General features: G+C 46.3%; 10 protein-coding genes. 5 read left to right on the top strand and 5 right to left on the bottom strand.

From position 1 onward, the window contains the following. The first annotated feature begins 431 nt into the window (after positions 1-431). The gene (locus tag J2Z34_RS04800) at positions 432-1,808 is read left to right on the top strand and encodes a PTS transporter subunit EIIC (RefSeq protein WP_209458733.1); all 1,377 of its coding nucleotides are present in this window, start codon (positions 432-434) and stop codon (positions 1,806-1,808) included. Positions 1,809-1,866: 58 nt separating this feature from the next. Then, positions 1,867-3,240, top strand: a complete 1,374-nt coding sequence (locus J2Z34_RS04795; protein ID WP_209458732.1) for a glycoside hydrolase family 32 protein — start codon at positions 1,867-1,869, stop codon at positions 3,238-3,240. A gap of 39 nt (positions 3,241-3,279) precedes the next feature. Here J2Z34_RS04795 and J2Z34_RS04790 read toward each other — a convergent pair whose 3' ends face one another. Genes J2Z34_RS04790 through J2Z34_RS04770 form a run of 5 tightly spaced genes read right to left on the bottom strand, consistent with a single transcriptional unit; the run spans position 3,280 to position 8,715 of the window. Further along, positions 3,280-4,986, bottom strand: a complete 1,707-nt coding sequence (locus J2Z34_RS04790) for an adenine deaminase C-terminal domain-containing protein (RefSeq protein ID WP_209458731.1) — start codon at positions 4,984-4,986, stop codon at positions 3,280-3,282. A gap of 8 nt (positions 4,987-4,994) precedes the next feature. Beyond that, positions 4,995-6,038 carry an ABC transporter substrate-binding protein gene (locus J2Z34_RS04785; protein ID WP_209458730.1) on the bottom strand — a complete coding sequence of 348 codons (1,044 nt, stop codon included), beginning with the start codon at positions 6,036-6,038 and terminating at the stop codon, positions 4,995-4,997. Between the two features lie 20 nt (positions 6,039-6,058). Then, complete coding sequence (locus J2Z34_RS04780; protein ID WP_209458729.1) at positions 6,059-7,096, bottom strand: ABC transporter ATP-binding protein; 1,038 nt, start codon at positions 7,094-7,096, stop codon at positions 6,059-6,061. Between the two features lie 11 nt (positions 7,097-7,107). After that, positions 7,108-7,890 carry an ABC transporter permease gene (locus tag J2Z34_RS04775; protein ID WP_209458728.1) on the bottom strand — a complete coding sequence of 261 codons (783 nt, stop codon included), beginning with the start codon at positions 7,888-7,890 and terminating at the stop codon, positions 7,108-7,110. Continuing rightward, positions 7,891-8,715: an ABC transporter permease gene (locus tag J2Z34_RS04770; RefSeq protein WP_209458727.1), complete on the bottom strand. Its 825-nt coding sequence runs from the start codon at positions 8,713-8,715 to the stop codon at positions 7,891-7,893. A 387-nt stretch (positions 8,716-9,102) separates the two neighbouring features. On the opposite strand from J2Z34_RS04770, the gene J2Z34_RS04765 reads away from it, so the two are divergent. From J2Z34_RS04765 to J2Z34_RS04755, 3 genes are all read left to right on the top strand, one after another. Then, positions 9,103-11,562, top strand: a complete 2,460-nt coding sequence (locus J2Z34_RS04765) for an FtsK/SpoIIIE family DNA translocase (RefSeq protein ID WP_209458726.1) — start codon at positions 9,103-9,105, stop codon at positions 11,560-11,562. A 39-nt stretch (positions 11,563-11,601) separates the two neighbouring features. Continuing rightward, positions 11,602-12,192 (top strand): CDP-diacylglycerol--glycerol-3-phosphate 3-phosphatidyltransferase, encoded by a 591-nt coding sequence (pgsA, locus tag J2Z34_RS04760; RefSeq protein WP_209458725.1) that lies wholly within the window; start codon positions 11,602-11,604, stop codon positions 12,190-12,192. A 180-nt stretch (positions 12,193-12,372) separates the two neighbouring features. Continuing rightward, complete coding sequence (locus tag J2Z34_RS04755; protein ID WP_209458724.1) at positions 12,373-12,621, top strand: GlsB/YeaQ/YmgE family stress response membrane protein; 249 nt, start codon at positions 12,373-12,375, stop codon at positions 12,619-12,621. Positions 12,622-12,834 lie beyond the last annotated feature (213 nt).

The raw sequence follows: 12,834 nt of genomic DNA, 5'->3' as shown, positions 1-12,834 counted from the left end.
TCAGGATACAGATGATTAAGGAAATGACTGAACCGGTTCCGAAAACTGATCGGTCATTGCATCATTTTGGTTTTAAATTTGCTATTTGCTGTAGGCTTAATTGAAAACAAATTAATACTTTAACAATCATATGGGATATTTTGATGAAAATGCTAATTCGTAAAGTAATGCTTTACTTTACGGGAAGATACGTTTACAATGGCATTAAATAGAACCGGTTCCAAAAATAAAAACAAAAGTAAGTAAGTTAAACCAAAACCTCAAATATTCAAAACCGTTGGTATGAAAAGAATATCGATGCAATCATGATTAAGTATTTTATTAAACCAATTGAGTTGTATGAATTGAATGATGTAAAATGCTGAAAATTACGGAACCGGTGCCTGTGAATGATGCCTGTGTTTTAACCTGATCCACGAGGAGGAAATGTAATGAAGAATGAAAAGACAATCAAGAGCCTGTTGGAAGCTATCGGAGGAATTGACAACGTAAAGAACTTTGAAAACTGTGCCACGCGTCTGAGGATCATACTCAAGGACAATGCTCTTGTTGACAAGGAAAAGGCAGATAACGTACCAGGCAGCAAGGGCTACTTTTTCAATACAGGACAGCATCAGTTCATATTCGGTACCGGTAAGGTAAATGAGGTGTTCCAGGATTTCAAGGAGTACACAAGCCTTGACGCATCAGATTTCAAGGGCGATGTCTACGCAAACATGAATCTTGGACAGAAGATCGTAAGGACTCTTGCAGACATCCTGATACCGCTCATACCTGCCCTTGTCACTACAGGACTCCTGATGGGAGTCAGGGGACTTCTTCTTGAGATGGGAGTGGAGTTTGGGTCTACTGGACTGAGCATATTCCAGATGCTGACAGATACGGCATTCGCATTCCTTCCTGTACTGATAACCTATAGCGCGACGAAGAAATTCGGAGGCAATCCTATTATAGGTATTGTCGTAGGTCTCATGATGGTTGCGCCGCAGCTGCCAAATGCATGGGTTGTAGCTAGCGGAGGGGCAGAGCCGCTTTATGTGAGCCTTCTTGGACTCAGCATACCTCTCGTTGGATATCAGGGATCGATCATACCGGCTATACTTGCAGGTCTCCTGGTGTCGAAGATCGAGAAGAAGCTCAGGACCTTCGTTCCGCAGATGATAGACCTTGTCGTGACGCCATTCTTTACGCTTACGATCACCATATTCCTGATGCTCTTCATTCTTGGACCTGTAACGCATCAGCTTGAAGTGGCAGTCACTGATTTCATAATAGTTCTCATTGAAGCACCTTTGGGAATAGGATACATAATATACGGGGCGCTGCAGCAGCTTGTTGTAATAACAGGACTGCACCACTCACTCAGCATAATAGAGCTTCAGCTTCTGGCTGACACTGGAAAGAACGTGCTGAATCCTCTTGGAACAGCAAGCATGGCAGGACAGTTCGGAGCAGCGATTGCCGCCGCAATGCTAATGACTAACAAGCTCAAAAAGAGCAACGCACTTTCGTCTACGACGTCAACGCTGTTCGGAATCACAGAGCCTCTTCTGTTTGGCGTAAACCTGAGAAGCACCAGAATATTCGTATCAGGAATGGCCGGCGGAGCACTGGGCGGACTTGTAACATACATCCTGGGACTCAAGGCGACTGGAATGGGAATTACATTCATACCAGGTCTGCTCCTTTACACCGGCAGCTCGTCAAGCCTTATCCAGTATGTCATAGTAATCGCTGTGGCCTTTATCACCGGATTCGTGCTGGTCAGAGTCCAGTCGAAGAAGATATCTTCAGAGATCAACCAGTGATTAAGAAAACCTCACGGGCATCCTTCATAGGGTGCCCGGTTGGAGTAGGAGGATACATATGAAACCCGAACCAAACAGATCAATGGAATATCATGTGCTGCCACCAAAAGGGCTCCTTAACGACCCCAACGGACTCATATACTACAAGGGACTTTACCATGTATTCTTTCAGTGGAATCCACATGGAACTGACCACAGCTTCAAGTACTGGGGCCATGCTACATCCAGTGACCTTGTGACCTATGAATATCATGAGGCGGCTCTTCAGCCGGTGGACTGGTTTGACAAGAACGGATGCTATTCAGGCAGCGCAATAGAGCACGACGGAAAGCTGTACCTGTTCTACACAGGCAATGTCAAAAGTGAAGAAGGTGAGCGTACGAGCTACCAATGTCTTGCCGTATCAGAGGACGGAATGAGCTTTAAAAAGCTTGGACCGGTAACCAGGCATCCTGAAGGATATACTCAGCACATGAGGGACCCAAAGGTGATGAGAGGTGAGGATGGAGTATTCTACATGATCCTTGGAGCACAGAGGGATGACCTTACAGGAGATACGGTAGCCTACAGGTCAGAAGATTTGCTATCATGGGAATTTATGGGATCCATAATGTCAGTCAGGGAAAAGCTTGGTTACATGTGGGAATGCCCGGACATCCTTAAGCTTAAGGGGAAGGATGTGTTTGTATTCTCGCCCCAGGGACTTGAACCGGAAGGCTACAGGTTCAACAACATCTTCCAGACGGGCTACTACATGGGATGCTTCCAGGGTGGAAGATTCCATTGGGATGGACAGCCTTTCGAGGAGCTGGACAGAGGATTTGAGTTCTATGCTCCGCAAACCTTTGTGGACGAGAAGGGTAGGACGATACTCTTCGGATGGATGGGAACCATGCCATCTGAAATGGAGAATGCGATGCCTACAGTTAAAGAAGGGTGGGTTCATCATCTATCACTTCCGAGGGAAGTTAGCACTGCTGGCGGAAAACTTGTCCAGGTACCAGTTGAGGAGCTTAGAAGTCTGAGGCATGAGAAGAAAGAATATAGTGGCAGAAATATCGGATTTGAAATTCCTCATAGAGCCTACGAGCTGGGCATCAGACTAGAAGGCAATGTAGAAACCTTTGATCTTCTCTATCGCAACGAGATAAAAATAAGGTTTGAGGCAGTGGGCAGAAGGTTTATCGTTGAGAGGACAAACTGGGCAACTTCGCTCCGGGAAACAAGAAGTGTTACCCTTGACGGGAACCTAAAGAGCATCGAAATCTATACCGAAGAGACCTCCATGGAAATATTCATCAATAGTGGAGAAGAGGTATTCTCCCTAAGATACTTTGCAAAGGAAGACGACAGGAAGGTATCGATGGAGATAGAAGGCGCAGGTTCTGGTATTGAGGCAGTATCATACAGGCTGGAATCAGGCAGGGAATAAGGAAGAAGGCGGAAGCTCAATGGAGCCTCCGCCTTTTTCCTATTCTAAATATTCTTCGATAAGTGGAATCATCTTCTGGGTCCTTGTCTCCATGATGCCTTTGTCGGTAATCTTGATTTCAGGTGATACAGGGAGTGACAGGGTCGAGAATGACATGATCTCATTCGTGTTGTCGTACCCAAGTCTTCTCATGGCTTCCCTGACATTCTGAAGGTCCCGTCCCAGCTCATCAATTGGGGATAGGCTCACTATTCCACCGACTTCAAGTCTGGCCTCAGCGGTGACACTGCCGTTTTCAACAACCACATATCCGCCCTTAATATCAAGGAGCCTGTTCTGTGCGATGACCATGTCCTCTTTGCTTGTCCCCATTACCATGACATTGTGGTGGTCATGGGCCCAGGTCGTTGCTATGGCACCTCTTTCGCTTATCGCATTGTCCACCAATCCGTAGGCGATATCTCCAGTTTTCCCATATCTCTCCATAACCGCTATAAGTGCTGAGCCTGAGGATTCCCAGTCAAGGAATCCGCCAGTTATAGCAGCTTTCTTCTGGATCCTCGAGGTGAAGGTGCCGACTTTCTGTATCGCGATGCAGTTGACAAGAGCTGTGCCGGTTCCCGATGCATTTATTGTGAAGTCAGCTGCAGCTGCCCTCCTGCAAAATATCGAATCCAGGAACCTGTCAGGAAAGCTGTGGGTATGGCTTTTTGCCTGAACCCTCTCAACCTTCCTGCCTTTCTTGAATACTGTGTGTATCCTGAATTCTTCTAGGTCTTCGAGGAATATGAAATCAGCGAGCTTTCCTGGGGCAATGGAGCCTCTGTCTCTGAGTCCCATACGCCTAGAGGGTGTATAGGTCGAAGCATATATTGCCTTTTCTGTCGGAAGTCCGCATGCTATGGCTTTCCTTACAATACGGTCCAGATGGCCGGTAAGCAGCTTATCTGCCATGACATCGTCGGTGATGAGTGCGAAATGCTCGTAGAAGCTGTTCTCAACCAGGACCTTCATGTTCTCGGTAGTCAGTGACTTTTCCTGCATTTCCAGGAACATCCCGTTTGATATCTTCTCGTATATTGATTCAGGCGACTGCTGGGTATGGTCCGCATCGATGCCGTGGTAAAGGAACCTTGACAGGTCAAGCCCAGAAACCCTGGGACAGTGTCCCTCGATAGCAAGGGTGGGCCTTTTTTCATTGCAGAGCCTGATGATCCTGTTGGAAAGAGACTCCTCATCGGATACTATGTCCTTGAAATTCATGACCTCACCAAGGCAAAGGACCCTTGGGTCGTCGAGCAGCCTATCTATCTCTTTGAGGCCGATCTCGCCTCCTGTGGTTTCAAGCATTAGGCTTGTGGATGGCACTGAGCTAGGTATTCCATAGAATATGTCAAGAAGGGTATCTTCCCTCATGAACGCCTCGATACCCTCGATTCCGAAGACATTGGCGATCTCATGGGGGTCAGCGACCACAGTAGTGACACCAAGAGGCAGGGCTGCATCTGAAAAGATGCCCGGTACTGTCATGGAGCTTTCGATGTGCATGTGTATGTCGATAAGCCCCGGAATCATATGCATACCGTTGGCATCCATCCTGACAATAGCAGAAAGGCCCTCTTCGGGGCCTTCTGATATGTGCAGGAATCTGCCGTCCTTTATGTACACTGACTTCTCAGTGAAGCTGTGGGTGAAGGTGTTGTACACCTTCGCATTTTCAATTAAAAGGTCGACCGTTGATTCCATGGATTCACCTAGTTGTTGAGGGTCTTGTTCCAGGTATCGACCCATCCTGAAAGGATCGGATTTACGAATGAGTAGTCTATTGACTTAGCGTTCTTTGCCACATCGCCATAAGTCTTGTTCTTTGCTGTCTCAGCATCAAGAACGACTCCTGAGTTTACAGGTGCTTCGTTGAGGGACTTGGCTGTAACAGTCTGAAGCTCCTGGCTTATTCTCCAGTTGATGAACTTGTATGCAAGCTCCTTGTTCTTGGAGTTGACGTTGATGTCGATGGTGTTGAAGTTTGCATATGTGCCTGAAGCAGGAACAACATATTCCACAGCAGGGTCAGCTGCTGATATTATTGGAATCGCGAAGTCACCAACTACAGCTACTGCTATCTCACCGGATTTGAACATGTTTGCAAGGTCTGAGGACTTGGCATAAGTCTTTACTATGTTCGGCTTGAGTTCAGCAAGAGCCGCGAAGCCTGCAGTTCCGTTGTCAGTCTTGATGTCAACGCCCTTGTAGTCGCTTGCGACATGAACCATTGCAGGTCCGAATGTTGTAGCTATGTCAGGTATGGATATCTTACCTGCAAGTGAAGGATCCCAAAGGTCTTCCCATGAATCTATCTCCATGCCGGCTGCTTCCTTGTTGTAGATTATGCCGATGCTGTTGACGGTGTAAGCCGGGCCGAATCCCTTGTCGGTTATTCCCTTTGTGCTCGCAATGAGCTTTGCTGCATTTGGTATCTTTGAGTAGTCGATCTTCTCGAAGAGACCCTTCGCATAGCCCTTCGCCGCGGTAGCCTGTGACAATTCGATAAGGTCTACACCTGCTGCCGGATTTGACTCAAGCTTGGTGTACCTTTCTGATGTAGTTCCTGTCTCAACGATGATCTCGACGTTGTTGGCCTTCTCGAAAGGCTCGTAGATATCCCTTGTAACGATATCCTCGCTGAGTCCGAAGGTTGATATGACGAGCTTTGTTGGCTCCTCGACCTTCTTGGCGCATCCTGCGAGAACTGTTACTGTTAGGACGGCGGTCATTACGATTGCTAGTACCTTTTTCATTGTTTTGCTCCTTTTTCTGGTCAAACCAGTATTATTTTATTTGATGGAAGATTAAGCAGAAGCTCATCTCCCGGTTCTTTGACATATTTGTCAGGTCCGTTGACAATGATTTTACCAAGGGCAGTTTCTACCTCATACTGGTAGCTCTTGCCGAGGAATGTCCTGACCATAACTCTGCCGGTCACCATGTTGGAAGTTTTTTCAGATGACGATTCGAGTATTTCAATGTCATCAGGCCTTATTGTTCCAAGTGCAGGCCTGTCTGATGACTCTTCTGCCTTGAAAAGGCTTCCATCCTTTGCCTTGAACATTCCGTTGGCTGCAGGCTCAAGCTCAATGAAGTTCTCGAAGCCTATGAACCTTGCGACGAATTCTGTAGCTGGCTTCTTGTATATGTTCTCTGGAGTGTCATACTGTTCGATGACTCCCTTGTTCATTACTGCTACCTTGTCCGAAATGGAGAAGCACTCCTCCTGGTCATGGGTGACGAAAACTGATGTTATGCCGAGCTCTTTCTGTATCCTCTTGATTTCAACCCTCATACCGATTCTGAGCTTGGCGTCCAGATTGGAAAGGGGTTCGTCCAAAAGGAGCAGCTTCGGCTCAATTACCAGCGCTCTCGCCAGTGCCACCCTTTGCCTCTGACCACCTGAAAGCTGCCTTGGGTACCTGTCTGCAAATTCACCGAGATGCGTTGAATCGAGAATGGCATTGACCTTCCTGTCAACCGACTCGGTGCTTTCCTTTCTCAGCTTCAATCCGAATGCGATGTTTTCCCTTACTGTCAGATGGGGGAAAAGAGCATAGCTCTGGAACACGAGTCCGAAGTTCCTTTTGTGTACAGGTATCTTCGTCATGTCCTCGCCGGCTACTGTCAGGGTTCCTTCGGAAGGCTCTATGAGCCCTGCGATAACCCTCAGGGTGGTAGTCTTTCCACAGCCGCTGGGGCCGAGGAGTGAAACCAGCTCACCCTTGTTTATTGAAAGGTTCAGTTCCTGGAGTATCCTTGTTTTTTTGTCGTAGGTGACTCCTATGTTCTTAAGATCCAAAAATGACATTCGAAAGCCTCCTATTTATTGACCGCTGAAATTCCCATCGTCTTTTCGATGAGGAACATCAGGACCACAGTGCCTGCCATAAGCAGCACGGACACAGCAGAAACGGTCGGGTCGTAATAATATTCGATGTAGTTCATGAGAGCTGCAGGCAGTGTCCTTACTCCGGGTCCCGACAGGAACATTGATACAGGTATGTTGTTGAAGGAGTTGATGAACGCCAGCATAAAGGCTGCAAATATGGCAGAGGTGAGGTTTGGAAGGACAACCTTCATGAATGCCCGTAGCTTTCCGCAGCCAAGGGTCCAGGCGACCTCCTCGATGGAAAAGTCGAACTGCTCAAGGCTTGATCCGACAACCCTGATGACATATGGCAGGGAAATCAGGAAGTGTCCAAGGAGAAGACCTGAATAAACCTCTATTCCAAGCGAGACTACTATGAACTGATACAGCGAGTAGCCTACAACAACTCCGGGGACTATTGTCGGAGACAGGAAGAAACTCTTGATCCTGCTTTTTCCAGTAAGCTCAGACCTTGAAAGGGCATATGCAGCTGGAATTCCAACTATCAGTGCCAGTATGGTCGCTGCAAGACCTATCTGTAGGCTCAGAGTGAATCCAGAGACGAAGGTCCTTGAAGCAAATATGTTGCTGTACCATTTCAGGGTAAATCCGCTTATTGGAAACTCTATGGTCGAGCCTTCTCCGAAGGAGGTCACGACAATGATTGCAAGTGGTATGAACATGAACATGAACACAAGGAAGGAAAATGCCGTAAGGAGCCTGTTTTTTCTCATTTAAGCAACCCTCCTGTCAAGTCTTTCCGCTATGCTGTTAAGTATCTTCATGACAATCAGTGTGGCAACTATCATGATTGCAGCTACTATGCCGGCACCGTTCCAGTCGCCAAGTGTCATGGCCTTCTGGTAAATGAAGGTTGCGAGCATCATGTTCTTGTTGCCTCCAAGAAGCTGTGGTGTTGTGTATGCGGTCATAGCACCTGTGAAAACAAGAACGCTTCCAACAAGTATCCCCGGCATGCTCAGTGGGAGTATGACCTTCATGAAGACTTTACCTCGTCCAGCACCTAATGTTTCGGCAGCTTCAACTACCTCAGGCTCGATGTTTTCCATGACTCCTACAAGGGTTATTATCATTATAGGAAGGAACAGGTACACAGTACCGACAAGTATGGAAAACTCGGTGTAAAGCATTGTTATAGGTGCTGACACAATTCCTGATGCTACCAGCAGGTTGTTAAGTACTCCGTTCTTTCCAAGGATATTTATCCAGGCGAAGCTTCTGACTACCGAATTGGTGAGCATTGGGAACATTGACAGGGCCATGAGGAAGCTTCTCATGCTCTGCCTGGTCCTCGATATGTAGTATGACGTTGGAACACCCAGCAATATGCAGATCACTGAAGCTGTAGCGGATATCCTGAGGGTCCTCGCAAGTATCTTCAGGTTGAACTCATCCTTGAAAAAGTTAATGTAGCCTTCAAATGTAATTCCGCCGACATAGATTGTAGGCCACAGAATACTCACAAGAGGCAACACAAGGAATAGTGTCAGAAGAACGAGTCCGGGAGCCAGGAAAAACAAAGCGTTTCGTTTGTTCATCGAAATTCCTCCGGTAATTTGGCATTTGCGAATAAGACTTATCATATGCATCAGGATTTGTATTCCGAGTCAGACCTGACACACATGGTATTATATCTGATTATACAGTAAAAGACAAACAATTAGCGCGAAATTGAAATAAAAATTCGTGTTATGAGAGCCTTTGATATTCCGATTGTGTATATAAATATAATATTTATATCATAGTTTAAATCAAGATTATACCCATATTCGTCATCCCGGAGTCCTTGAGACTCCTATAAAGGCTCACCGGTCATGATTAAATGCCGCAATGGGCCTGATTCCATTTCAAATAATCTGGAATATATGCTAAAATTATACTCATGATAGGCGGATAACCATCTGCCACAGGAAGGAGGGGTCCATTTGAAGGAAGCTGCAAGGAAGCCTGCTGCGAGGACAAGCACCAAGACAAATGCGAAGGCTTCGACTGCCAAAAGAAGCGGAACCCGAAAGACGGCTGCAAAGACCGCAGCAAAGAAGAAGGATAATATATTCGGAGCTGAAATACTCGGCCTGACTCTGACGGGGACGGGCATATTCATAGCTGTGACACTGTTTTCCGGCAATTCAGGAGTTCTTGGAAAAACCATCGGTGAAGCGGTATTCTCTGCATTCGGGATAACGGCATATGCGGTACCTCTCCTGTTTTTGTTGTCAGGCATCTCCCTGATATTGAGAAGACCGGGTATTTTTTCAAACAGGAGAACCTATGGCGCAATGCTTCTCCTAGCGACCATTGCAATGATAATGTCTTTGAACAGGATGGAGAGCATCCATTCGACGGGATTCTTTGCTACAATGAAGAATCTAATGAACCTTGAGGACAGGTACCATGGAGGTATCCTGGGCCTGATTTTCGCAACACCTTTGTACCGACTGATAGGACCTGTTGGTGCATATATAGTTGCCGGATGCCTTGCCATACTTTCTGCAGTGCTGGTTTTTAATACTACAGTCTATGACTCGCTTAAGAAGGGCAACCAGGTCAGGCTTGCAACCAAGGACATGATGATGAAGAGGACCCTTAATAAGGAAGTGAAGGGTGCAGGTAAGCTTGAGGACGATAAGCGGATTGAAGAGAAGATGAAGATCCTCGACATAATGAAGAAGGGTGAGGAACCGAAGGCTGAGGTAAGGAATGAAGCCAAGGCAGAAGTGATCCAGCCTGATCCCGAAAGGTTCCAGAAGAGTCCTTTCATAAATGTGCTTGAGGAGAAGATCCAAAAAGAGGAAATGAAGGCTGAAGAAAATAAGCCTGATGTCATAATTGAAGCAGCACCTGTAGAGGTGGTACTTCATGATGAGCCTGAAGAGCCTGAGGTGGATCTGGAAGAACTGGTGCCGCTTAAAGGGCATCAGATTGATATTGACATAGAGAGTGTCGGAGTCAAGGAAAAGCCCAAGCCCAGGTACCATTACCCTGAGATTGGCCTGCTGAAGGAAAATATCAAGGGAATGCTCGAGCGGGAAGACATGACTGAAATCAGGGACAATGCCAGGAAGCTTGAGGAGACACTTATGAGCTTCGGTGTCGAAGCGCACGTCATCAACGTATCAAAGGGACCTTCCGTCACAAGGTATGAGCTTCAGCCAAAGGCCGGAGTTAAGGTGTCGAGGATTGTGAGCCTTTCAGATGACATAGCTCTCGGTCTTGCTGCGAGCGGAGTAAGGATAGAGGCTCCTATTCCGGGCAAGGCGGCAGTCGGCATAGAGATCCCGAACCGTGAGACGACTCCGGTATACCTGAGGGAAGTAATCGAGTCCAAGGAGTTCCAGAAATCAACGAAGAAGATCGCGGTAGCACTTGGGAAAGACATTTCCGGAGAGAGCATAATCGGTGACCTGACCAAGATGCCCCATGTGCTTATAGCTGGAGCGACAGGTTCAGGAAAGTCAGTTTGCATAAACTCCCTGATCATATCGATACTTTACAAGTACAATCCTGACGAGGTCAGGCTGCTTATGGTTGACCCTAAGGTTGTAGAACTCAATGTCTACAATGGCATACCTCATCTACTAATACCTGTTGTCACCGATCCTAAGAAGGCTGCAGGAGCACTTAATTGGGCAGTAAATGAGATGACTAGAAGGTACCAGAGCTTTGCTGAATATGGCGTTAGGAACATTGAAAGCCATAACGAACTTGCAAAAAAGAGGAAGGAACTTACAAAGCTTCCATACATAGTGGTTGTCGTAGATGAGCTTGCTGACCTTATGATGGTATCTGCCAACGAGGTCGAGGACTACATAGCAAGGCTTGCCCAGATGGCGAGGGCGGCGGGCATGCATCTTGTCATAGCTACCCAAAGACCTTCTGTTGACGTCATCACTGGCGTCATAAAGGCAAATATACCATCCAGGATATCATTTGCAGTTTCCAGCTCAATAGACTCAAGGACAATCCTTGATTCAGGAGGAGCTGAAAAGCTACTTGGAAAAGGCGACATGCTCTACTATCCGGTAGGGGAACAGAAGCCCAAGAGAGTACAGGGCGCATTCATCTCTGAAGAAGAGGTGGAAGCGATTGTAGCAAGGATAAAGGTTCCTGATTCGGAGCTGTCATATAGCGAAGAGATCATCAACCATATCGAGAAGGGCCGTGAGGATGGAGAATCTGAAGAGGATGGAGATGAGCTATTCGATGAGGCTGTTAAGGTTGTAGTAGAATACCAGCAGGCATCCACCTCATTTCTTCAGAGAAGGATGAGGATAGGCTACAACAGAGCAGCAAGGATAATGGACCAGCTTGAGGAAAGAGGCGTCATTACCGGGAAGGATGGAGCCAAGCCAAGGCAGATACTATACAAGAATACAGATATTTAGGTCCGGGATTTGCATGCCCGAACGGATGGAGATGTAAAGATGAACTTACCAAACAAGATAACGGTATTCAGGATGGTACTCGTGCCTTTTTTCCTGCTTCTGGTTGCGATTGACGCGATAACGTTCAATATTACCATCGCTACTGTGATTTTCATCATAGCTTCTATTACTGACCACATTGACGGTCATCTGGCTAGAAAATATAATCTTGTCACTGATTTCGGGAAGCTCATGGACCCGCTTGCTGACAAGATCCTGGTTACTTCCGCACTCATAGCCCTTGTAGAATTCGGCGAGGTAAGCACCTGGATGGTGGTTGTCATCATAGCCAGGGAATTTGCAGTATCCGGTCTCAGGTCAATTGCAGCAGGAGACGGCAAGGTCATAGCAGCGAGCTTCTGGGGAAAGGTGAAGACGACTACCCAGATGATTGCAATCATAGCATTCTTTATAAAGCTCATTGGAGAAAGGGAAGAATACATGATGAGACTCTTTGAAGCTGTACCTTTCCTCGATGGATTCTTCAGGATAGTGCCGATGGCTGCCATGTATCTTGCAGTATTCTTCACACTTATGTCTGGTGTTGACTATTTCGTCAAAGGATGGAAGTATATCGATTCCAATAAATAGGGATACATGTTACAATTATGAGAAAAGCCGCACTCTTTTGACTAAAAGAAGAACAAACAGATAACAATGCCTGAATAATGCATCTGCTTTGTTGACTTGATGCTCCTTTAGAAATAAGATTCAAGTATAGGAATATATTGAATAGAGTATTAAGTATACTTAATCTAAAGGAGAAAAGGTATGGATATATTAAGCTGGATAGTAGTTGGCGGATTGGCAGGCTGGATTGCCAGCAAGTTCACTGGAAGAGACAGAAGCATGGGTATTGGTGCCAACATACTTGTTGGTATCGGTGGTGCCATTATCGGAGGATGGATAGCAAAATTGCTGGACCTTTCCGGACCGACCGGAATCAACCTCTGGAGCATAGCTGTATCTGTAGTTGGAGCAATTGTGCTGCTTACGCTTTTGAAGATGCTTAAGAAATGAATTGGGAACAGCCTGCTGATTGTCAGCAGGCTGTTCTTTTGCCAAGTACAATTTTACACTCAAATAAGAGCAGCTCTTCTTCAGAAATATGCCGGTTTGCAAAATCATTAAAATTATTTCTTCTTTATAAGTAGATTATCAATATTTGAGCAGGATTATTGATATGCATACTATTGAATAATTATTTAATGTGACGTATAATTACTTGGTAAA

Source organism: Youngiibacter multivorans, assembly GCF_017873395.1.
Lineage (GTDB): Bacteria > Bacillota > Clostridia > Clostridiales > Clostridiaceae > Youngiibacter > Youngiibacter multivorans.
This window is presented reverse-complemented; position numbering and strand designations above follow the sequence as displayed.